General features: G+C 63.9%; 19 protein-coding genes and 1 pseudogene. 12 read left to right on the top strand and 8 right to left on the bottom strand.

Annotation, left to right across the window (positions count from 1 at the left end; all coding sequences use genetic code 11):
* Positions 1-139: 139 nt before the first annotated feature.
* The 3 genes from V473_RS06710 to V473_RS06700 all read right to left on the bottom strand — a co-directional run bounded on the left by V473_RS06710 (position 140) and on the right by V473_RS06700 (position 5,344).
* Positions 140-3,031: a M16 family metallopeptidase gene (locus V473_RS06710; protein WP_066601791.1), complete on the bottom strand. Its 2,892-nt coding sequence runs from the start codon at positions 3,029-3,031 to the stop codon at positions 140-142.
* Between the two features lie 152 nt (positions 3,032-3,183).
* Positions 3,184-4,566 carry a DEAD/DEAH box helicase gene (locus V473_RS06705; protein WP_066601788.1) on the bottom strand — a complete coding sequence of 461 codons (1,383 nt, stop codon included), beginning with the start codon at positions 4,564-4,566 and terminating at the stop codon, positions 3,184-3,186.
* Between the two features lie 307 nt (positions 4,567-4,873).
* A complete protein-coding gene (locus tag V473_RS06700; RefSeq protein WP_066605238.1) occupies positions 4,874-5,344 on the bottom strand; it encodes a pyridoxamine 5'-phosphate oxidase family protein in 471 nt (156 codons plus the stop codon).
* 99 nt (positions 5,345-5,443) lie between these two features.
* Here V473_RS06700 and V473_RS06695 point away from each other — a divergent pair, with 99 nt between their 5' ends.
* From V473_RS06695 to V473_RS24365, 11 genes are all read left to right on the top strand, one after another.
* Positions 5,444-6,019 carry a NifU family protein gene (locus V473_RS06695; protein WP_066605236.1) on the top strand — a complete coding sequence of 192 codons (576 nt, stop codon included), beginning with the start codon at positions 5,444-5,446 and terminating at the stop codon, positions 6,017-6,019.
* A gap of 99 nt (positions 6,020-6,118) precedes the next feature.
* Positions 6,119-6,745 (top strand): tRNA (adenosine(37)-N6)-threonylcarbamoyltransferase complex dimerization subunit type 1 TsaB, encoded by a 627-nt coding sequence (gene tsaB, locus V473_RS06690; RefSeq protein WP_066601783.1) that lies wholly within the window; start codon positions 6,119-6,121, stop codon positions 6,743-6,745.
* Positions 6,742-7,221 carry a GNAT family N-acetyltransferase gene (locus V473_RS06685; protein WP_066601782.1) on the top strand — a complete coding sequence of 160 codons (480 nt, stop codon included), beginning with the start codon at positions 6,742-6,744 and terminating at the stop codon, positions 7,219-7,221. The genes tsaB and V473_RS06685 overlap by 4 nt, the downstream gene beginning before the upstream one ends.
* Positions 7,222-7,333: 112 nt before the next feature.
* Positions 7,334-7,765 carry a Ros/MucR family transcriptional regulator gene (locus V473_RS06680; RefSeq protein ID WP_066601775.1) on the top strand — a complete coding sequence of 144 codons (432 nt, stop codon included), beginning with the start codon at positions 7,334-7,336 and terminating at the stop codon, positions 7,763-7,765.
* Between the two features lie 145 nt (positions 7,766-7,910).
* Positions 7,911-8,333, top strand: coding sequence for a Fur family transcriptional regulator (locus V473_RS06675; protein ID WP_066601774.1), 423 nt, complete (start codon positions 7,911-7,913; stop codon positions 8,331-8,333).
* 4 nt (positions 8,334-8,337) lie between these two features.
* A complete protein-coding gene (locus V473_RS06670) occupies positions 8,338-9,108 on the top strand; it encodes a lysophospholipid acyltransferase family protein (RefSeq protein ID WP_066601771.1) in 771 nt (256 codons plus the stop codon).
* Positions 9,109-9,116: 8 nt separating this feature from the next.
* On the top strand, positions 9,117-10,481 hold the full coding sequence (miaB, locus tag V473_RS06665) for a tRNA (N6-isopentenyl adenosine(37)-C2)-methylthiotransferase MiaB (protein WP_066601768.1): 1,365 nt from the start codon (positions 9,117-9,119) through the stop codon (positions 10,479-10,481).
* A 121-nt stretch (positions 10,482-10,602) separates the two neighbouring features.
* Positions 10,603-11,607 carry a PhoH family protein gene (locus V473_RS06660; RefSeq protein ID WP_066605234.1) on the top strand — a complete coding sequence of 335 codons (1,005 nt, stop codon included), beginning with the start codon at positions 10,603-10,605 and terminating at the stop codon, positions 11,605-11,607.
* 62 nt (positions 11,608-11,669) lie between these two features.
* Entirely contained in the window at positions 11,670-12,182 is a 513-nt protein-coding gene (ybeY, locus tag V473_RS06655; RefSeq protein WP_066601766.1) for an rRNA maturation RNase YbeY, read from the top strand.
* Positions 12,183-12,190: 8 nt separating this feature from the next.
* Positions 12,191-13,132 carry a hemolysin family protein gene (locus V473_RS06650; protein ID WP_066601763.1) on the top strand — a complete coding sequence of 314 codons (942 nt, stop codon included), beginning with the start codon at positions 12,191-12,193 and terminating at the stop codon, positions 13,130-13,132.
* Between the two features lie 83 nt (positions 13,133-13,215).
* On the top strand, positions 13,216-14,703 hold the full coding sequence (locus V473_RS24365; RefSeq protein WP_066601760.1) for a DUF2142 domain-containing protein: 1,488 nt from the start codon (positions 13,216-13,218) through the stop codon (positions 14,701-14,703).
* Between the two features lie 48 nt (positions 14,704-14,751).
* Here V473_RS24365 and V473_RS24580 read toward each other — a convergent pair.
* From V473_RS24580 to V473_RS06630, 4 genes and pseudogenes are all read right to left on the bottom strand, one after another.
* Positions 14,752-15,084: pseudogene (locus tag V473_RS24580) on the bottom strand (phosphatase PAP2 family protein); the annotation flags it as partial.
* 211 nt (positions 15,085-15,295) lie between these two features.
* Positions 15,296-16,690 (bottom strand): dihydrolipoyl dehydrogenase, encoded by a 1,395-nt coding sequence (lpdA, locus tag V473_RS06640; protein WP_066601758.1) that lies wholly within the window; start codon positions 16,688-16,690, stop codon positions 15,296-15,298.
* 29 nt (positions 16,691-16,719) lie between these two features.
* A complete protein-coding gene (locus V473_RS06635; protein ID WP_066601756.1) occupies positions 16,720-17,121 on the bottom strand; it encodes an acyl-CoA thioesterase in 402 nt (133 codons plus the stop codon).
* Positions 17,121-18,428 (bottom strand): pyruvate dehydrogenase complex dihydrolipoamide acetyltransferase, encoded by a 1,308-nt coding sequence (locus V473_RS06630; protein WP_066605231.1) that lies wholly within the window; start codon positions 18,426-18,428, stop codon positions 17,121-17,123. Before V473_RS06630 ends, V473_RS06635 begins: the two co-directional genes overlap by 1 nt.
* Positions 18,429-18,612: 184 nt before the next feature.
* Between V473_RS06630 and V473_RS06625 the strand changes: the two genes are divergently transcribed.
* Positions 18,613-19,068 (top strand): universal stress protein, encoded by a 456-nt coding sequence (locus tag V473_RS06625; protein ID WP_066601754.1) that lies wholly within the window; start codon positions 18,613-18,615, stop codon positions 19,066-19,068.
* Positions 19,069-19,083: 15 nt separating this feature from the next.
* Here V473_RS06625 and rnr read toward each other — a convergent pair whose 3' ends face one another.
* A complete protein-coding gene (rnr, locus tag V473_RS06620; protein ID WP_066605229.1) occupies positions 19,084-21,441 on the bottom strand; it encodes a ribonuclease R in 2,358 nt (785 codons plus the stop codon).
* Positions 21,442-21,484 lie beyond the last annotated feature (43 nt).

Raw genomic sequence — 21,484 nt, 5'->3', positions numbered from 1 at the left:
TCGCAGAGCGATTGGAAAGGAACCGCCAATTGGCGGCCCAATCGCATAATCCGGTCATTCGCGAACTGCATCTGGAATATGTCCGCCTGTACGAGCAGATGATGGAGCAGCCCCAGTCCGCCTGACAAGAGCGGCGCGATCAGCGCGCCGCCACACCTTCGGGCAGGACGACCGTCGACCAGCTTTTCCCCGGCACCAGATATTTCGCCGCGAGCGCCTGCAACTGCGCCGGCGTGACGGTAAGCAAATCCGACGACATGGTCTTCATCGCTTCCACATAGCGGGCATCATGGGTCGCGCCCTCCATCTGGTTCATCCAGAAGGCGTTGCCGGTGCTGGCGCGCATCAGCAATTGCCGCATCGGGGCGACCGCGCGTTGCAGTTCGTCGGCGCTGACGGGGGTCTTGGCCAGATCGGCCGCCGTGTCCTTCACCACGCTGTAGAAATAGGCGATCTTGTCCGGCCGCACCTGGCTGGTCACCAAGATATAGCCGCCGCTTTCGTAGGAGAAAGGCCAGTTATTCTGGACGCTTGGCGAGTAAGCCGCGCCCTCCGTCGAGCGCAGCTTGTCGAACAGTCGGTCGTTGAAGATTTGGGTCAATATCTCCAGCTGGCGCGCTTCCTTTTGCAGTTCGAAGCCGCCGGCCGTCGGCCAGGCCATAACCGCCGCCGCCTGTTCCTTGTCGCCCCTGTGCCTCAGAACGACCGGGGTTTCGACATGCGCCGGGAAGCGCATCGCCCGGTTGATCGCGGGGACAGGCACGTCCGGCCGGGCAGGCAGCGCGCCGAAGGTCGCCGCGACCGCCTGGACCGCCTCGTCCGGCTTCACCTGGCCGAAAATCTGCACCTCGATCGGACCGGAGGCGAGGATCGGTTCCCAGGTCTCGCGGAAAGCCTGCGGCGTGAGCGCTTCGATCTCCGCGCGCGATGGCGTGCGGAAGCGCACGTCCTTATCATGCAACAGCCAGTTGAGATCGCGTCCCAGCACCGAATCCGGCGCGCGCGACATCGCGTCATAGGCGACAATCGCGCCGGTCTTTACCCGCGCCAGCGGCGCCGGGTCCCAACCCGGCTCGGCCAACTTGGTCGCGAAGAGGCGCAGTTGATCGCGATAGTCGGCGGGCCGGGTCACCACCTGCATTTCGAACGCATCGTCATCGGTCGAGAAATCCATGCCCATGCGGCGGCCGTTGGTCAGGTCGTCCAGTTCGCGTTGGCCAAGCTTGCCGATGCCGCTGGCGACCAGCGCATAGTCGGCGGCCCAGCTTGCGACCGGCTTGGTCGGCGAGAAAGCCTGCTGCCCATGGCCGAAGCGGACGTTGATCCGCACCTTTTCGGTTTCCGCGTCATTGGCGAAGAGGGTCAACTTGACGCCGTTGGAAAAGGCGACGCTTTCCATGCCCTGGAGGCCGACCGGCGTGCGCGACACCACCTTTCCGGGCGGTCCGAGCTTGGGCAGGTCGTCCATCGTCACCGCCTTGTCGGCGAGACGGGCGTTGGTGGCCGCCTTCACCGGCGCGGCGACTGCGGCGGCCAGTTTCGCGTCGAGGCCGGGTTGGATCTTGCCCGTCACCATCAGCGCGCGGAATACCCCGGCGGAGAAGAGGCGGCGGGTAGAATCGAGGATTTTTTCCGGCGTCATAGCAGGCTTCCCCGCGCGGAAAATGTCGACGGCGGCCTGTGGGCTAACGGTGGTTTCGCGGATGTCGACGGCGCTGACGAGATCGCTGGCCTGCTTCGCGCCCGGCTCCGTATCGGCATTTTCGACCTGGATATTGAGCGCGGTATCCATCTGCGCATATTCCCGCTCGATCTCCGCCACGCTGGGCTGCGTGGCCTTCGCATCCTCCACCACGGCGCGCACATCGACCAACGCCTTTTCCCAATTCTCGCCGGTCGGGATGATGGTCATGAACGTGCCGTCGACAGAGCGGCTGACATCCTGCTGCTCGACGCCCGCTTGCAGGAAGCTGCCGCCCGCGCGCGCCGCCTGCTCCAGCCGACGGCTTATGATTTGCAGCGCCAGCATGTCGGTCAGCTTGTCCTGATTGTAAACAATAGTGTCGGCATGAGGCGTCCAGGGGCGCAGCCAGGCCAGCGTCAGGCCGAGCGGTACGCCCGGTTCCACCACCACGCGGGTTGCGGGCCGATTGGCGTCCGGCGCACCGAAATCGGGCAGCGGCGCACCCTTTCCGGGCACCGTCCAACTGGCGAAATTATCCTTGATAAGCTGTTCGGCCTGCGCAGGATCGATGTCGCCCGCGATCGCGATGACGGCGTTTTCAGGGCGATACCAGCGCTGGTGGAAGGCCTCCACCTTGGCGGCGTTCGCGTCGGTCAGCGTCGCCACTGTGCCGATCGGCGCATGGTCGGCGAGCGGCTGGCCGGCGAAGAAATGCAGTCGGCTGGCGTCGGACATGCGCATCTGAGGCCCGTCGCTTTCGCGCCGTTCGGCGAGCACGACGGCGCGTTCGGCATCGACCGCATTGTCCACGATATTGGGATCGGTCATCATGCCCGCGAGGATTTTCATGCTCTCGGTCAGGCTGGCCGGCGTCGCCTGCGGCAGGTCGAGCGCATAGGTGGTGCCGGTCGGCGTCGTCTGCGCATTGCTGTCGCTGCCGAAGGTGACGCCGAGACGCTGCCAGATACGTTTGGATTCACCGTCGGGCACATGGCGCGATCCGCGCATCGAGAGATGTTCAATGAAATGGGCGTAGCCCAGTTCGCCGGGCCGCTCCATCAGTGAGCCGGCGTCGATTCGCAAGCGGACGGACACCTGCCCCGGCGGCACGCCATTGCGCCGGATGGCATAGCGCAGGCCGTTCGGCAGCGTGCCGAAACGCCATGCCGGATCGATGGGCACATCGCTATTTTCATAGAGCCATGGCCGCACCTGCGGCTGCCCGCTGGCCGGCCCCTGTGTGGCGGAGGCGGAGGCCGTGCCGGTCTGGGCCGCCGATGGCGATCCTGACAGAAGCAGGGCGAGGACGGAGAGCGAAGCGGCCGAACGGCGGGGGGAAAAGCGCATAAGCATGGGAGCCTAACGGCATTTTCCTGAATGACCACTGACAATGCGGTCATGATCGGGAGCTAGTTGTTTAGTCGCGATATACGCACCGTTCGCTTCGAGCGGGTCAAGAAGCGTTTCTCGACCCGCTCGAAACGAATGGCGTCTAATATTTAGCGCGGGGCGCCGGTGCGCTGGACGGCACCCTTATGTGCGCCGACGCCGCCACCGCTGCGGCGGCGGTTAAACGGGCGCTTGGCGGGCGCGTCGCCTTCGGCACGATGCGCGCGATCGGGCGCGCCGCGCTGCTGACGCTGGCCGTCCTGATATTTCCGCTGGCCATCGGCTCGGCGCGCCTGCTGCTGCGGGGTCTGACTTGGCCCCTTCTTGGGCGCCGCCGGCTTTGGCAGGTTGCGCACGGCCTCCATGAAATTCTCCGGCAGCGGCGTGATTTGCAACTTGACGCGCGTCGCTTTCTCGATCGCCTTCAAATAGGGACGCTCGTCATCCGCCACGAAGCTGATCGCGATGCCGTCGGCCCCTGCGCGCGCCGTGCGGCCAATGCGGTGGACATATTGTTCGGCGACATTGGGGATTTCGAAGTTGATAACATGGCTGACGCCCGACACGTCGATCCCGCGCGCGGCGATATCGGTCGCGACCAGCAGCTTCACCTTGCCCTGGCGGAAGGCCTGGAGCGCGGTGGTGCGCTGGCCCTGGCTCTTGTTGCCGTGAATGGCGAAGGCGTCGATGCCGGCGCCTTCCAGGAAACGCACGACGCGATCGGCGCCATGTTTGGTGCGGGTGAAGATCAGCGCGCGGTCGATATCTTCGCTCTTGAGCACCAGATGGAGGAGCGCCTGCTTCTCACCCTGGTTCACGAAATACATCTGCTGATCGACGCGCTCTGCTGTCGTCGATTGCGGCGCGACGCTGACCTTGACCGGATTGTTGAGGAACTGCGCGGCGAGCGCCTCGATCTCCTTGGGCATGGTGGCCGAGAAGAAGAGGTTCTGGCGGTCGGCGGGCAACATCTTGGCGACGCGCTTCAAGGGGTGGATGAAGCCCATGTCCATCATCTGATCGGCTTCGTCGAGAACGAAGATTTCCGTGTCCTTGATGGTGAAGGCGCGCTGATCGATCAGGTCGAGCAGGCGGCCGGGGGTCGCGACGACGACATCGACGCCGACGCTGAGCGCACGGATCTGCTTGCCGATCGGCACGCCGCCAAAGACGGTTTCGACCGACAGCTTGAGGAAACGGCCATAATCGCGGAAGCTCTGCGCGATCTGCGCGGCCAGTTCGCGGGTCGGCGCCAGCACGAGCATCCGGCAGCCCTTGACCGGCGTCGGCCTGGGGTTGCGGGCGAAATAGTCGAGACTGGGCAGCGCGAACGCCGCGGTCTTGCCGGTGCCGGTCTGGGCGATGCCGCACAGATCCTTGCCTTCCAGCAGGACGGGGATCGCCTTTTGCTGGATCGGGGTCGGGGTGACGTAGTTTTTGGAGGCGAGCGCCTTCATGATGGGCTCGGCGAGACCAAGGTCGTTGAATTGCATTGGGAAAACTCACAAGTCGGCCATGCGCCAACTTGCTCTGCGGACGCAGGAAGGGCGCGAGGCGGGTTACGAAACGACCCGCGTGAAAAGGGAAGCCTCAAGCTTGGCGCAGACTCTCATTGGCCGGTCCGTGGTCCTCACCTGACCATAAAGGTCAATTGGGATAGCGGACGATCACGCTGCCAATCGCTAGGGGGCCGAAACGACCCGTCTGCTGCGCTGCAACGCATATGGCGAAGTTGCAGGTAAATAGCAAGTGGCCGCGGAATGGACCGCGGCCGCTGCTTTTCAGGCGAGGGAACGGGCGTCAGAGCGCCACTTGGGCATGTTTGCCCTTCATTTCTTCGCGCACGTCGCCGCCGAACAGCATCTTGAAGACGCCCTTGATCGACATGTCCGAACGCCAGATTTCAGCGTTCCCCAGATCGAAGCGCAGCATCAGCAGATTGGGATCGTTGCGACCGCCCGGATACCAGGCCTCGACCTCTTTCGACCAATAGCGGTCGATGATGACCGGATCAGTTTCGGGCGAGAGCGTCCCTTCGATACAGGCGAAGAGATTATGATCCTTCGCCGCATATTGCGCCATCGCCGCGCCACCGAGGGCAAGCCGGTTGTCGCGCGAGGTGTAGAACCAGAAGCAATGATTGGCGTCCGGATCAAGTTGCGCCGTCATCGGCAGGCTATGTTCGCCGCTGTTCTGAAGGCCGAGCATCACAAACGGACTGCTCGACAGTTCCGCCCAGAAACGCTCCCGAATATCGTTGTTGTCGCTCATCATGCTGTCTCCTTGTTGGGTCGCCTGTTTCAATCGCCGGGATGCGGCGAAGTTCCCGAAGCGCTTGATCTTGGCCGCGGCAATCGCCACATGAGGGCGATGCTGATCGAGACAGAACTCACGCCCAACCCGGCGACCATCAAATTCCTGCCCGGACGCGAAGTCATGGGTGCCGGTACGCGCGATTTTGCGACCCCGGAGGAAGCCGAAGCATCGCCGCTGGCCGATGCGCTGTTTCGCCTGGGTGATGTGACCGGCGTGTTCTTTGGCGGGCATTTCATTTCGGTGACGATCGCGCCGGGATCGGAATGGTCTGATGTGAAACCCGATGTGCTGGCGACGCTGTTGGAACATTTTTCCGCCAATATGCCACTCTTCACGCCTGGCTCCGCGGCCGGGATCAGCGTCCCTTCCGACGAGGACAGTTTCGCCGACGCGCCGGAAGATGCCGAGATTGTGGAGCAGATTCGCGAATTGATCGACACGCGGGTGCGGCCGGCCGTGGCCAATGACGGCGGCGACATCATCTATCGCGGGTTCGACAAGGGCACCGTGTACCTCAAGATGCAGGGCGCCTGTTCGGGTTGCCCCTCCTCGACCGCGACGCTCAAGAACGGCATCGAACAATTGCTGAAACATTATGTGCCCGAAGTGACCGAGGTCCGCGCGGTCTGAAGCCTGCCTGCGACATTTGGCAAATCCCCAAGGATCGACTAACCGCAAGACGACTCCGCAAAGCATCGATGCTTGGGGCGGATGTTTGAGGGGGTTTGTTTGCGTCTTCTGGTGATCGACACCGCCACCCAGGCCCTGTCCGTCGCGCTATTGGAGGACGGGGCGCCGATCGGTCGGTTCCACGAAGTCGTCGGACGCGGTCATGCCGAAGCGCTCTTGCCCGCGATCGCCGCATTGCCCGATGGGGGACGCGCCGACGCGATTGTCGTGGATGTGGGACCGGGCAGCTTCACCGGGGTGCGGATCGGCATTGCCGCCGCCCGTGCGCTGGCCCTGGCCTGGAATATCCCGCTGCATGGCTATAGCGCGCCGTCGCTGATCGCGGCGAAGGCGGCGCAGAATCATGATGGCGGCCCGGTCGCCATCACTATAACCGGGGGGCATGGCGAATTGTTCTGGCAATGCTTCACCGCCGACGGAATGACCGCAACAACCGCGATCGCCTCCACGCCGATTGCGGAACTGGCCCAATTGCTGGACGCGCCGATCCTCTATGGCGCCGGCGCCGAAGCGCTGGTGACCGCGCGCGGTAGCGGCGCGGCGATCACTCTCTATCCCGACGCGACCGACTATCCGCTGATCGCCGGGCTTGCGGCGCTGCCTCCCAGCCCGATCTATGGCCGTGGCGCGGACGCGATGACCATGGCGGAGCGCGCCGCATCATGATCCCCGACCTGCATATGAGCGTCTATGACGAAGGCGAACGTAATGCGCTGGGCGATGCGATGGACGTCATGGCCCGCGCGTTCGATCCCGTGTTCGGCGAGGCCTGGACGTTGCCCCAACTGGCCGGGGTAATGATGATGCCTGGCACCTGGCTGACGATCGCCCGTCTGGATGCCGCGCCGCTGGGCTTCGCGCTGGTGCGGTCGGTGCTGGACGAGTGCGAATTGTTGTTGCTGGCGGTCGACCCGATCTGGCGCGGGCGGGGCATTGGCGAGACATTGTTGCGCCACAGCCTGCGCACCGCGCGGCAGCGGGGCATCACTTCTATGAACCTGGAAGTGCGCTCCACGAATAAGGCGATCAAACTATACGAGAAAACCGGGTTCGAATATGTACATCGGCGCCCCGGTTACTATCGCGGTAATGATGGTCAACTTCATGATGCGCTAAGCTTTCGCATCGACATGCTGGCATGACCCAATAGGGTCTTGCGAAATCGTCCGGCAAGGTCTAGCGACCATATACCGCTCCTGAAACGAAATCCTTGGGCGGGTCGCACAACAATATAGCCTTGTAGGAAACAGGAAAATGGAAATCGAATCGGCCCAGAGCGAGTTGCTCATTACTTTGACTTCGGACATTGTGGCTGCCCATGTTTCGAACAACAGCGTCGCCGTCTCTGACGTGTCTACGCTGATCCAGAATGTTCATGCTGCGCTGTCGGGCCTGAGCCAGCCTGCGCCCACGCCTGAAGTCAAGCCGGAGCCGGCCGTTTCGGTCCGTTCGTCGATCAAGCCGGACTATATTATCTGTCTGGAAGACGGCAAGAAGCTCAAGATGCTCAAGCGCCACCTGATGACCCATTATCAGATGACGCCGGACGACTATCGCGCCAAGTGGGGACTGCCCGCCGATTATCCGATGGTCGCGCCCAATTATGCCGAACAGCGCCGCAATCTTGCGAAGAAGATCGGCCTGGGCACCAAGCGCCGCCGGACGACCGCCGCGCGCGGCAAGTAATTCGTCTGGCTGATCCGTCAGCCTTATCGAAAAGCCGTCGAGGAAAGGGGCGCGTCGCCGACGCGCCCCTTTCCTGCATATGGAAAAGTCGCTAGGCTTGACCCAACCTGTCGCACCAAGCCATCAAGCCATTAAGCGAGCCTGCATGAACCGCAAAATCGATGTCGAAGCCCTGTGCCATGAAAAGGGACTGCGGATCACCGAACAGCGCCGGGTTATCGCCCAGGTGCTGAGCGATGCCACCGACCATCCCGATGTCGAGGAACTGCACCGCCGTTCCGCGGCGATCGATCCGGGCATCTCCATCGCCACGGTATACCGCACCGTTCGCCTGTTCGAAGAAGCCGGCATCCTGGACCGACATGATTTCGGCGATGGCCGCGCCCGGTACGAAGCCGCGCCGGAATCGCATCACGATCATCTGATCGACGTCGAGACGGGCAATGTCATCGAATTCGTCGATCCGGAACTGGAGCAGTTGCAGAAGCTGATCGCCGAGAAGCTGGGTTTCCGTCTGGTCGACCATCGCATGGAACTATACGGCGTCGCCCTCGACCGGAAGAACTGACCGGTTGAGCGGACTGCGCCGGACGATCCGCATAGCGGCATTGATCGCCAGCCTGCTCGCCTGCCTGATCCCGCATCTGCTCTGGCGCCTGGCGCGCCGCCCTTCGCCGTGGCCGCGCCGCTTCCTGGCGATGGCCGCGCGATCGGTCGGCGCGCGCGTGTGGAAGGACGGGAACCCCCATGACGGCGACATCTTCCTGCTCGCCAATCATGTCAGTTGGCTCGACATATTGGCGCTGGCCGGCGCGACCGGCGCAGCCTTCGTCGCGCATGACGGTATCGCCCGCTGGCCGGTGATCGGCTGGCTGGCGGCGCAGAACAACACGCTGTTCGTCGCGCGCGAGCGGCGCGGCGCGCTGTCGGGCCAGATCGATGCGTTGCGCACAGCGATGCTGGGGCATCAGCCTGTGGCGCTCTTTCCCGAAGGCACGACGAGCGACGGCAGCGGCCTGCTGCCGTTCAAGCCGGCCTTGCTGGCCGTGTTGCTGCCCCCCCCGCGCGCAGTGATGATCCAGCCGGTGCACATCGATTATGGCGCGGCGACGGCGGAGATCGCCTGGCATGGCGAAGAACCGGCCGGGACAAATGCCATGCGCATATTGGGACGCAAGGGGACGCTGCCAGTCACGCTGCGCTTCCTGGAGCCTTTCGATCCCGCCGGATGCGCAGACCGGAAGGTCATCGCGGCAATGGCGCGCGAGCGGATCGCGCGCAGTATCGTCCAAAATGCGCCAGCGCATCAGCGCCCTTCCGCTTCGCCCCTGCCCCCTGTATAGCGGTTATGATGAATCGTAACGACACCCCTTCAAAACTCGCCAAGACCGTTCCAGCGACTTTCCACGTCAAATCCTTCGGCTGCCAGATGAACGTCTATGATGGCGAGCGCATGGCCGAAATGCTGGGTACCCGCGGCATGACCGCTGCGGCGGAGGGGGCGGACGCCGATCTCGTCATCCTCAACACCTGCCACATCCGCGAAAAGGCGGTGGACAAGGTCTATTCCGATATCGGCCGCATGGTGCGTGAGGATGGCAGCCGCCCGATGATCGCCGTCGCCGGTTGCGTTGCGCAAGCCGAGGGTGGGGAAATCCAGCGCCGCGCGCGCACCGTCGACATCGTCGTCGGCCCGCAAGCCTATCACCGCCTGCCCGACCTGATCGACAAGGTCGGTCGCGGCGAGGCGGCGGTCGATACCGACATGCCGCTGGCGTCCAAATTCGGCGCCCTGCCCGCCCGCACCAAACAGGTCCGGCCGACCGCGTTCCTGACGATCATGGAAGGGTGCGACAAATTCTGCACCTATTGCGTCGTGCCCTACACCCGCGGCGCGGAAATCAGCCGGTCCTGGGACGCCATCCTGGACGAGGCCAAGGCGCTGGTCGATGGCGGCGTGCGCGAAATCACGCTGCTGGGCCAGAATGTGAACGCCTGGACCGGGGAAGACGACAAGGGCCGGATGCAGGGCATGGATGGGCTGGTCCGCGCGCTGGCGACGATTGGCGACCTGAAACGTATCCGTTACACCACCAGCCATCCCAACGACATGAGCGACGGCCTGATCGCCGCGCATGGCGAGGTGGAAAAGCTGATGCCCTTCCTCCATCTGCCGGTGCAGTCGGGCAATGACCATATCCTCAAGGCGATGAACCGCAGCCATAGCGTAGACAGCTATTTGCGCATCATCGATCGCGTGCGGGCGGTGCGGCCCGACATCGCCGTGTCGGGCGACTTCATCGTCGGTTTCCCCGGTGAAACCGACGCCGAGTTCGAGGACACGCTCAGGATCGTGGATCAAGTGCGCTACGCCCAATGCTACAGCTTCAAATATAGCCCGCGGCCCGGCACGCCCGCCGCCGACATGGATCATCAGATATCCGCTGCGGTGATGGACGAGCGGCTCGCGCGGTTGCAGGCGGTGATCAACCGGCATCAGGTGGATTTCAACACCGCCACGGTCGGTCGCAGCACCGAGATTTTGTTGGAGCGCAAGGGCCGCAATCCCGGCCAGTTGATCGGCAAAACGCCCTGGCTCCAGTCCGTCCATGTCACCGTGCCCGACCTTTCCATCGGCGACATGGTCGACGTCGACATCATCAGCGCCGGCCCGAATAGTCTGGCCGGCGAACCCAGCAGGAGGCAGGCCGCTTGAACCAAAAAACCGTCGTTCCGGCATATGCAGGAACCCCTCTCCGCCCGTGTCCACCCGGATCGAACGGCGGAAGATGGATACTCGCGTTAGCGAGCATGACGGATGGGAAAAGGGGCTGACCGTGGGTAAGAAACCGAACCAACATCATCGCGAGCCCATCGCCGAAAAAGCGCGGCTGGAAGTCACTTTCGAAAAGCCGCATCTGCTCGGCACCTTGTTCGGTCAATATGACCGCAATCTGGTGGCGATCGAAAACCGGCTGGGCGTCTATATCGCCGCGCGCGGCAACAAGTTGCAGATCGAGGGCGAGGCCGAAGCCGCCGCCCGCGCCCGCGACGTGATGACGGACCTCTACAATCGCATTGTCGCTGGTCAGGAAATCGACACAGGCGCGGTCGAAGCGGTGATCGCCATGTCGTCCGAACCCACGCTGGACGGCATCATCCGTACCGACGTCGCCGAACCGCCCAAGGTGATGATCCGCACGCGCAAGAAGACGATCGTGCCGCGCAGCGCGACGCAGGTCACCTATATGGAGGCGCTCAATCGCAACGACATCATCTTCGCGCTTGGCCCGGCAGGCACCGGCAAGACCTATCTGGCGGTGGCGCAGGCGGTCAGCCAGCTTATCACCGGCAGCGTCGATCGGCTGATTCTGTCGCGTCCCGCGGTGGAAGCGGGCGAGAAACTGGGCTTCCTGCCCGGCGACATGAAGGAGAAGGTCGATCCCTATCTCCGCCCGATCTATGACGCGCTACACGACACGCTGCCGGCCGAGCAGGTCGAACGGCGGATCGCGAGCGGTGAGATTGAGATCGCGCCGCTGGCCTTCATGCGCGGGCGGACGTTGGCCAACGCCTTCATCGTGCTGGACGAGGCGCAGAACACCACCATCGCCCAGATGAAGATGTTCCTGACCCGCTTCGGCGAGGGCAGCCGCATGGTGATCTGCGGCGATCCAAAGCAGGTCGACCTGCCGCAGCCGGGCACGTCGGGCCTGGCGGACGCAGTCGCGCGGTTGCAGGGCGTCGAGGGGATCGCCATGGTGCCGTTCGGCATTGCCGACGTCGTGCGGCATCCGGTGGTCGGCCGCATCGTAGAGGCCTATGAGGGGCCGGATGCGTAATAGAATAGAACCGTTCGCACTGAGCGAAGTCGAAGTGCGAACGGGGTCGAGGAATTGTTTGCATGATTGAAGTCGCCGTCCTGCATGAAGAGGGCTGGCCCGGTGTCGATTGGGACTATCTGGCCCAACGCGCCGTGGCCGCCGCCATCGCGCACAGCCCCTATGCCGCCTTCGCCAGCGACGAGGCGCTTTATGAAATCGCGATTAAGCTGACCAGCGACGAAGAGGTGCATCAGCTCAACCGCGCCTATCGCGATAAGGACAAGCCGACCAATGTCCTGTCTTTTCCGATGGTGCAGGACGACCTGCTGGAGGTAACCGCCAATACCGACGATGGCGAAGTGCTGCTGGGCGATATCGTACTGGCCGAAGGGGTCTGCATCGCCGAAGCGTCGGAAAAAGGCATATCGGTGGCCGATCATGCCACGCATCTGATCGTCCATGGGACTTTTCATTTGCTTGGATATGACCATATGGACGACAATGAGGCCGAAGCAATGGAAGCGCTGGAGATTGCAGCGCTTGTCAGTATGGGCCTTGCCGATCCCTATGGGGACCGAACAACTGGGGAATAAAGACTATCATGGCAGACGGCAGTCCGAAGGACGGCACCGCTTCGAAAGAAGGGGACAGTAGCAACGAGGGCGGATTATGGAGCGGCATCAAGTCGCTCCTGTTCGGCGAGGGTGAGGAAACCAGTCTCCGCAAGGAGTTGGAAGAGGCGCTCGACGAATATGACGAGGACGAGCAGGACGAGAATAGCGCCGCGCCGGCCAAGGGCGACCTGTCGGCGATCGAGCGCCAGATGGTGCGCAACCTGCTCCATTTTTCCGAACATACTGTCGACGATGTCGCCGTGCCGCGCGCGGACATCGTGGCGATCGAGGAGAAAGCCAGCTTCGCCGAGCTTGCCGCGCTGTTTGCCGAGGCGGGACATAGCCGCGTGCCGGTCTATCGCGGGACGCTCGACACCATCGTCGGTATGATCCACATTCGCGACGCTTTCGCGATTCTGGCCGGCAAGTCGCCCGTCCCGCAGACGCTGGAACCGCTGATCCGCCAGCCGCTCTATGTGCCCGAAAGCATGGGGGCGCTTGACCTGCTCGCCGAAATGCGCGCCAAGCGGACCCATCTCGCCATCGTGCTGGACGAATATTCGGGCACCGAAGGGCTGCTGACCTTCGAGGATCTGGTCGAGGAAATCGTCGGCGACGTCGAGGACGAGCATGACGATGCGCCCGAAGCGATGCTTGTGCCGCTGGACGGCGGCCTGTGGGAAGCCGATGCGCGCGCCGAACTGGACGATGTCGCCGAGGAGATTGACGAGAGACTGGGCAACGTCGAGGAGGATGTCGATACGCTGGGTGGACTGGCCTTCGTCCTGGCCGGGCGCGTGCCGGAACCCGGCGAGATCATCGACCATGGGCCGAGCGGCTGGAAGCTGGAAATCGTCGCAAGCGACGGCCGCCGCGTGACCCGCTTGCGGCTGCATCCTCCAGTCGAGCGGGAAGAGGCGGAGGCGTAAAAGCCCTCCGCGTCACCATTATCTTGCCAGCAATAAAGGGTTACGGTCGCGAAATGTTAAGCTGCGCCGGATAGGGTGCGGCCATGCGGAATGATCGGAGCAGATTTGCCGGCGCGACCAATAGCGACATGCTGTTAGCGGCGCCATGGACGATGATCGAAACGCTGCTGCTTACTGCCGTGTGCGTCGGCACCTTTTTCTTCGCCATCATCACGCCGCCCTTCCAGGCGCCGGATGAAAACCAGCATTATATGAAAGCGCTGGCACTGGCGCGGGGGCATGTGCTGACCGAACAGCGCTGCGAGGCGATCGGCGTAGCGTTGCCGCGGGCGGCGCTGGATATCCATGCCGTGGATTTTCCGACCGATGTGCCGCCAGCGCCGCGACGCTTCGACCGGGCGCAGATCGTCGCCAGCGCGGCCGCCGACGCCGGCCGTCCGGGCGCTGCCTTCGCCGACTTCCCGAATGTCGCCAGCTACGCGCCGAGCCTCTATGCGCCGGGCGCGGTGGGGCTGACGCTGGGGCGGGCGCTGGACCTGCCCTGGATCGGCGCCTTCTATGTCGGGCGGCTGGTCAATGCGCTGACCGGGCTGGCGCTGCTGATCGCGGCGCTGCGTCTGCTGCCCTTCGGCCGCAACGCCTTGCTTGCCACCGCCTTGCTGCCGACCTTCGCCTATCAGACCGGATCGCTGTCACCCGATGCGGTCATCAACGGTCTTGGCTTTCTGGGCCTGGCGCTTGCGCTGCGCACCGGGTTCATGGGCGGAGCGCATAGGCGATCGGCGGCTTTGCTGGTGACGGGGCCGCTGCTGGCGCTGTGCAAGGGTGTCTATCTGCCCATCATGGCGGCGGGGCTGCGTTGGCCGCAGGATCGCCGCGACCTGCGCGCCGGGCTAATTCTGGGGGCGATGGCACTGGGCGCGATCGTCTTTATCGGCTGGATGCACTATTCGGGCGGAAGCCAGGCGCTCTATCATATCCAATCGCGCAAGACGGGCGAGACGATGATGACCGCGCCGTTGCGCGACCAGCTTGCCATCCTGCTGCATGACCCGGTCGGTTATGGGCGCATCCTCGTCAGCAGCGTGGTTGAGCGCGCGCCGGTCTATGCGCTGCAAATCGTTGGGCGTTTCGGCTGGAACGCCATCCTTTTGCCGCTAGTCGCCTATCCGCTGGGGTTGCTGATGCTGGGCGCGGGCATCGCCAATGGCAACGGTGCGCGCTTCGGCATCGGCCAGCGACTCTGGTGGCTGGCGGTGGCCGCGGGCGTCGCGCTGCTGATCGAAACGGCCATGTATCTGACCGGGACGCCGCTGGGCGCCGGCTATATCCAGGGAACGCAGGGGCGCTATTTCCTGCCGCTGCTGCCGCTGGTGCTGATCGCCCTGTCGCCCGATGGCGCCGCGCGCGGTGCGCAACGGATATTCGCCGTCACGGCGATCATGCTATTGCTGATCGCCGCGGCGACAGCCTTCGACAGTTTCTGGGTGCATGGCTTCATCACCAGCGACGGGATGCCGCCGCACAGCAGCATGGCCCGCGCCCTGCTGCTCCCCTCCCCGCGCTGGTAGCCAGACGCGACATAAAGCGAGCCAGCCCAGCCCTTCGATCCAGCCCGCGGTAACATCGCTGGGCCAATGGACGCCGAGCCAGACGCGGCTGACGCCGATCATCGCGATGATGGCAGCAGCGACGCCATAACCGGCGCGCGACCCCGCCAGCATCGCGATAGCGCCGAAGAACATCATGTTTCCTGCCGCATGGCCGCTGGGAAAACTATAGGTGTGGACGATGTCGAGATGGGGAAGCAGGTCGGGCCGCGGCGCGGCGAAAATCTGTTTCAGGCCAAGGTTGAGCAGCGTCCCGCCGGCGATCGTCAAGGCCAGCCATTGCGCCGCGCGCCACCGCCCGAACCATAACAATGGCAGCAGCGCCACAGCCAGCAACGCCATACGCCCTGCCGTTCCGCCGACCGCCGATGCCAGCCGCATGACCATGGTGACCGGGCCGCCTGTCGCCGTTTCCCGCGCCTGGCCGGCCGCGGTCATCAGCCCGACATTCACACCGTCGAGCCACCCTGCCCTTTGCGCCAGCGCGATCAGCAGCACGCAAAAAAGCGCGAGAGCTAAAGCCCCCGCGCCTTTCAGCATCGCTATGCGCCGATCAGATATGGAGCGCACGGCCATAAGCCGCCAGCACGCTTTCATGCATCGATTCCGAAATGGTCGGATGCGGGAACACGGTGTGCATCAGTTCCGCCTCGGTCGTCTCAAGGGTCTTGCCGATGGTATAGCCCTGGATCATCTCGGTAACTTCCGCGCCGATCATATGCGCGCCCAGCAATTCGCCGGTCTTGGCGTCGAATATGGTCTTGGTGAAGCCTTCCGCCTCGCCCAGCGCGATCGCCTTGCCATTGCCGATGAAGGGGAACATGCCGACCTTCACCTCGTAACCAGCTTCCTTCGCCTTGGCTTCGGTCAGGCCGACGCTGGCGATTTGAGGGTGGCAGTAGGTGCAGCCCGGAATGTTGCGCACGTCCATGGCATGGGGATGTTTGCCGGCGATGGCTTCGGCCACGATCACGCCTTCATGGCTGGCCTTGTGGGCCAGCCATGGCGGCGCGGTGACATCGCCGATCGCCCAAATGCCATCGACATTGGTCTTGCAGGTGGGGTCGGTGACGATATGGCCGCGCTCGGCCTTGATGCCCAATTCCTCCAGGCCGATATTCTCGGTGTTGGGGACGATGCCGACAGCAACGATGACATGGCTGTAATCGCCATGCACCACCTTGCCGTCCTTGCCCTTAATCGCGGCCTTCACGCCGTTCGCGCCGACTTCCAGCGTCTCGACGCCCGCGCCGGTCATGATGGTCATGCCCTGCTTCTTGAGCGCCTTTTCGAGAAAGGCGGAGACATCGGCATCCTCGACGGGAACGATCCGGTCCATCATTTCGACCACGGTCACGTCCGCGCCCATGTCGTTATAGAAGCTGGCAAATTCGATGCCGATCGCGCCCGAACCGATGACGAGCAGCTTGGCCGGCATTTCCGCCGGGGTCATGGCGTGGCGATAGGTCCACACACGCTTGCCGTCCGCCTTGGCGAAGGGCAGGTCGCGGGCGCGGGCGCCCGTGGCGACGATGATGTTCTTGGCGGTCAGTTCTTCGGTCTTGCCGTCCTTGGTGACGGACAGCTTGCCTTTGCCCAGCAGCTTGCCGTCGCCCATATGAACGGCGATCTTGTTCTTCTTCATCAGATGCGTGACGCCCTGATTAAGTTGCTTAGCGACGCCGCGCGAGCGCTTCACCACCGCTTCGATGTCGGCCGTGATATTGTCCGCCGCCAGGCCATAATCCTTGGCATGCTGCATATAATGAAAGATTTCGGCAGACCGCAGCAGCGCCTTGGTCGGGATGCAGCCCCAGTTGAGGCAAATGCCGCCCAGATTTTCGCGCTCGACGATCGCGGTCTTGAGCCCCAATTGGGCGCTGCGGATGGCGGCGACATAGCCGCCGGGGCCGGAGCCCAGAACGATGACATCGTAATTCTCAGCCATTGTCAGTCTCGCTTATTGTCTTGATAAAGTCACACGCCCGGCAGGGGCGGCACGGAACGGGGCTGGCGATCCTCACCGATCGCCACGAAGCTGAAGGTCGCGTGGGTCACGCGGTAGGACCGGTCGTCATGCCGGGCGCGCCGCCAGGCTTCGACATAGATTTTCATCGACGTACGCCCGACGGATTTGAGCGTGGCGAATACCGACACCTCATCCCCGACCACGACGGGACGCAGGAAGGTCATCCCTTCCACCGCGATCGTCACGGCGCGACCATGGCTGTGCCGGGCGGCGACGGAACCCGCCGCCGAATCCATCAGACTCATCAACCAGCCGCCGAAAATATCCCCATAGGGATTGGTATCGGTCGGCATGGCGATGACACGCACCGCCGGACTGATATCCGGCGGGGTTTCGTCGACATAGGCCATCAGGCCAGCATACCGATCGGGTTTTCGACCAGTTCCTTGAAGGCCTTCATCAGGCGTGCGCCATCGGCGCCGTCGATCGCGCGATGGTCGAAGCTGCCGGTCGCCGACATGACGGTCGCAATCTGAAGCGAGTCATCGACGATATACGGACGCTTTTCACCCGCGCCGATCGCCATGATCATGGCCTGGGGCGGGTTAATGACGGCTTCGAACTGCTTGATGCCGAACATGCCCATGTTGGACAGCGACGCGGTGCCGCCCTGATATTCTTCGGGCTTCAGTTTGCCGTCCTTGGCGCGGCTGGCCAGATCCTTCATCGCGTTGGAAATGGCGGCGACGCCCTTGCCGCCCGCGTCCGTGATGATCGGGGTAATGAGGCCACCGGGGATCGACACGGCCACGCTAACGTCGGCACGCTTGAACTGGAGCATCTGGTCGCCGGCGAACTGCACGTTGCACTCAGGCACCTGCTCCAGAGCGACGCCCAGCGCCTTGATGAGCAGGTCGTTGACCGACAGCTTGACCTTGCGGCTTTCCAGACCGGCATTGAGTTCGCCGCGCAGTTTGAGCAGCTTGTCGAGCTGAATATCGACGGTCAGGTAGATGTGCGGCACCTGCTGCTTGGATTCGGTCAGGCGGCGCGCGATCGTCTTGCGCATACCGCTGAGCTTGACGACTTCGTGCGGGATGCCGAAATCCTGCGCGGCGGCAGCGACCGGGGCGGGCGCAGGAGCCGCGGCAGCAGGCGCGGGGGCAGCGCTCGGCGCGACTGCACCGGGCTGGGCACCTTCGATATCCGCCTTGACGATGCGGCCGTTAGTGCCCGATCCAGTGATGCTGGCCAGATCGATGCCCTTCTCTTCCGCCAGGCGGCGCGCCAACGGGCTGACCTTCACGCGGTCGTCCGATGCGACCGAAGGCTTGGCCGCCGCGGCCGCCGCCTTGGGCGCGGTATCCGCCTTGGGAGCCGATGCGGTGTCTGCCTTGGCGGGGACAGGGTCCGCCTTGGGCGCGGGAGCGGCGTCCGCCTTGGCGCCGCCAGCGGCGACGGTCGCGGCGTCTTCACCCTCTTCGGCGATGATGGCGATGACGGTGCCGACCTTCACGCCTTCGGCCCCTTCGGCGATCAGTATCTTGGCGATCACGCCTTCATCGACCGCTTCGAATTCCATCGTCGCCTTGTCGGTTTCGATCTCCGCCAGCAGATCGCCGGACGATACCGTGTCGCCCTCCTTGACCAGCCATTTGGCCAGCGTCCCTTCCTCCATGGTCGGGGACAATGCGGGCATCTGGATCGTCTTGCTCATGCTTTCGGGCCTCTTCTTGGCTTTACGGCTTTGGTCATTTTGATGCCCGTTTTCACCCATTCGCCGGATCGGTCAAGCGACGCCTTGTCAGAGGGGCTTTTATCCCCCACATTTCACCATTATGGTTAGTCGGGCGCTTTGACCGACTACTCACGCCATAAATTACATGCAGGGGCGATAAGAAGTGCGGACATATCTGGTTGTTGTGGACGAATCGCCTGAGGCGGAAACCGCCTTGCGCTTCGCCGCGCGGCGCGCAGCCAAGACCGGCGGCGCGGTCCGCATCCTGGCGTTAATCCCCCCGGCCGAGTTCGTGCAGTGGGGCGGCGTCCAAGCCACGATGGAAGACGAAGCGCTGCAACGCGCCGAGGCGCTGGTGACGAGCGCGGCCGGCACGCTGACCAATGAATCAGGCATCCGTCCCAGCATTACCGTGAGACAGGGTGAGGCGGTCGCTGTCGTGCGCGGCACGCTGGAGGAAATGGACGATGTCGCGGCGCTGGTGCTGGGCGCTGCCGCCAGCGGGAATCCTGGCAAGCTGGTGACGCATTTTGCAGGCGCGGATGCAGGCAAGCTGCCCTGCCCGCTCATGATCATTCCAGGCGGACTGGACAGCGAGGCGATCGACCGGCTGAGTTGATTTTCCGTCGACGTTTTACCGCTTATGCTTGCCGCGCTTTGCGCCCTGGTGGCGGATATTGATCGGGCGACCGCGGTGGGCGCCGGGCCGGGTGCGATCACGCTTCATCGGGCCGCTGCGGGGCGCGGGATTGTCGGGCAGTTCAAAGCGTAGCGAGCCGTTGATCGGATCGGCTTCCGCCAATCGCAGTTCCAGCCGCTGGCCGACCGTGTAGCGATCGCCGCTTTCGACGCCCTGCAAGGCCTTGCCCGCTTCGTCATAAAAGAAATGTTCGGCGCCCATGGTGGACACCGGCACCAGTCCGTCGCCGCCCAGCCCGTCGACCGTGGCGAAGAAGCCGAAATTCTGGACCCCGGTGATGCGCGCCTTGACGATTTCGCCGACATGGGCGGACAGGAAGGCAGCAACATAGCGATCGACGGTCTCACGCTCCGCCTCCATCGCGCGGCGTTCATGGCCGGAGATGAGTTCGCCGACCCGGCCCATATTCTCATAATCGTCCTGGCTGAGCGCGGTGCGATCCGGGATCGTCCCGCCCTTTTGCGCGGGCAGTTCCAGGCTGTAGGCGCCGACCAGGGCGCGATGGACCAGCAGGTCCGCATAGCGGCGGATGGGCGAGGTAAAATGGGCGTAGCTGCCCAGCGCGAGGCCGAAATGGCCCATATTTTGCGGGCTGTAATAAGCCTGGGTCTGGCTGCGCAGGATCTGGACCATGATCTGCTCCTTCTCCTCCGACTCCGCGATTTTGCGGATCAGCGCGTTGAAGGTCGATGGGCGGATGACCTGACCAAGCGCGAAATCCATGTCGAAGGTGGCGAGATAGTCTTTGAGCGCGACCAGTTTTTCGCGGCCCGGCGCTTCATGCACGCGGTACATGACGGGGGCCTTCTTCGCCTCCAGCGCCTTGGCCGCCGCGACGTTCGCCGCGATCATATAATCCTCGATCAGCATATGGGCGTCGAGCCGTTCGCGCACCGCGACGCTGACGATCTTGCCATGCTCGTCCAGCACCACGCGGCGTTCGGGCAGGTCGAGCGCCAGCGGATCGCGTGCGTCCCGCGCCTTGCGCAGCAACGACCAGCAGGCCCAGAGCGGCTGGAGGGCAACGTCCAGAAGCGCATCCGCTTGTTTGCGCGAAGGCGTCGGCGTTGCGTCGTCTTCCGCGCCGTCGATCGCGGCCTGCGCATCTTCATAGGCCAGCACCGCCGCGACACGGATCACGGCGCGGGTAAAGCGCCAGGCGGTGACCTTTCCGTTCGCATTGATGGTGAGATGGCAGGCCATCGCCGCCCGGTCCTGCCCGGCACGCAGCGAACACATGTCGGACGACAGGTCGTGGGGGAGCATCGGCACGACCTGGTCGGGAAAATAGACGCTGTTGCCGCGCTTGCGCGCTTCCTTGTCCAGCGCGCTGCCGGGCCGGACATAATAGCTGACATCGGCGATGGCCACGATCGCCTTATAGCCGCCGGCATTGGCGTCATCGTCATCCGGGATCGCCCATACCGCATCGTCATGGTCGCGAGCGTCCGACGGATCGATCGCCACGATCGGCAGATGGCGCAGATCCTCGCGCTTGTCCTCATGCAATGGCAGGGCGGAGGCGGTGATCGCTTCCTCCTCCACCCGCTCCGGGAAGACATGGGGGATGCCATGCTTGTGGATCGCGATCAGGCTGAAGCTGCGCGGGGCGAAGGGGTCGCCGAGAATGTCGGTGACGCGGGCGGCGATGCGCGGCGGGCGGCCATGGGGTTCGGCCAGCACCAGGTCGCCGGGCTTGGCGTTGCCGACGTCGCTGATCGGCGTATCCTTGCGGACGCGCTTGTCGACCGGGCGGAGCCATAGCTTGCCGTCGGCCATCACCTCCACCACGCCCAGCAATTCCTCGCTGGCCTTGGCGAGCTTCTTCATGACGTGGGCGACATAGCCGCGCCCGGCTTCCTCGGTGCGGGCTAGGATGCGGTCGCCGATGGTCAAGGCGCCGCGTTTGCCGCGTTCCAGCACGCGCAGGCGGGGCGCGGGCTGGCCTTCGGCTTCCCACCGTTCGGGCGTGGCGATCAGGGTCGTGTCATCGACATCGACGATGCGCAGCACCGTGACCTTGGGCACGCCGCCCATCTTGTGGAAGGCGCGCGCGGGGCCAAGGTCGATCAACCCTTCATCGGCCATATCCTTGAGCAACGCCTTGAGCGCAATCTTTTCCTGCCCCTTGAGGCCGAACGCCTTGGCGATCTCGCGCTTGCCGGCGGGTTGGTCGGAACTGGTGATGAAGTCCATCACCGCGTCGCGGGTCGGGAAGCCGGCGGGCCGGACCTTGGTGCGCACCGGGGCGCGAGGGGGGGCGGATGCTTTGTTCTTGGGGGTCGATGCCATGGACCAGTTATAGGCAGGCGCCACGCCCGACGCCAGCGCTATG

It is taken from the genome of Sphingobium cupriresistens LL01 (genome assembly GCF_001046645.1).
Taxonomy (GTDB): Bacteria; Pseudomonadota; Alphaproteobacteria; order Sphingomonadales; family Sphingomonadaceae; genus Sphingobium; species Sphingobium cupriresistens.
Note: the sequence above shows the minus strand (reverse complement) of the source record. Positions and strands in the feature narration are given on the sequence as shown.

Excerpts from the sequence above, each read along its gene's own strand:
- ybeY (WP_066601766.1), top strand. The coding sequence starts at position 11,670 with ATGATTGAAGTCGCCGTCCTGCATGAAGAGGGCTGGCCCGGTGTCGAT.
- miaB (WP_066601768.1), top strand. The coding sequence starts at position 9,117 with ATGAATCGTAACGACACCCCTTCAAAACTCGCCAAGACCGTTCCAGCG.
- V473_RS06695 (WP_066605236.1), top strand. The coding sequence starts at position 5,444 with ATGCTGATCGAGACAGAACTCACGCCCAACCCGGCGACCATCAAATTC.
- lpdA (WP_066601758.1), bottom strand. The coding sequence starts at position 16,690 with ATGGCTGAGAATTACGATGTCATCGTTCTGGGCTCCGGCCCCGGCGGC.
- V473_RS06650 (WP_066601763.1), top strand. The coding sequence starts at position 12,191 with ATGGCAGACGGCAGTCCGAAGGACGGCACCGCTTCGAAAGAAGGGGAC.
- V473_RS06680 (WP_066601775.1), top strand. The coding sequence starts at position 7,334 with ATGGAAATCGAATCGGCCCAGAGCGAGTTGCTCATTACTTTGACTTCG.
- V473_RS06630 (WP_066605231.1), bottom strand. The coding sequence starts at position 18,428 with ATGAGCAAGACGATCCAGATGCCCGCATTGTCCCCGACCATGGAGGAA.
- V473_RS06700 (WP_066605238.1), bottom strand. The coding sequence starts at position 5,344 with ATGAGCGACAACAACGATATTCGGGAGCGTTTCTGGGCGGAACTGTCG.
- V473_RS06705 (WP_066601788.1), bottom strand. The coding sequence starts at position 4,566 with ATGCAATTCAACGACCTTGGTCTCGCCGAGCCCATCATGAAGGCGCTC.
- V473_RS06685 (WP_066601782.1), top strand. The coding sequence starts at position 6,742 with ATGATCCCCGACCTGCATATGAGCGTCTATGACGAAGGCGAACGTAAT.
- rnr (WP_066605229.1), bottom strand. The coding sequence starts at position 21,441 with ATGGCATCGACCCCCAAGAACAAAGCATCCGCCCCCCCTCGCGCCCCG.
- V473_RS24365 (WP_066601760.1), top strand. The coding sequence starts at position 13,216 with ATGCGGAATGATCGGAGCAGATTTGCCGGCGCGACCAATAGCGACATG.
- V473_RS06635 (WP_066601756.1), bottom strand. The coding sequence starts at position 17,121 with ATGGCCTATGTCGACGAAACCCCGCCGGATATCAGTCCGGCGGTGCGT.
- V473_RS06710 (WP_066601791.1), bottom strand. The coding sequence starts at position 3,031 with ATGCGCTTTTCCCCCCGCCGTTCGGCCGCTTCGCTCTCCGTCCTCGCC.
- V473_RS06675 (WP_066601774.1), top strand. The coding sequence starts at position 7,911 with ATGAACCGCAAAATCGATGTCGAAGCCCTGTGCCATGAAAAGGGACTG.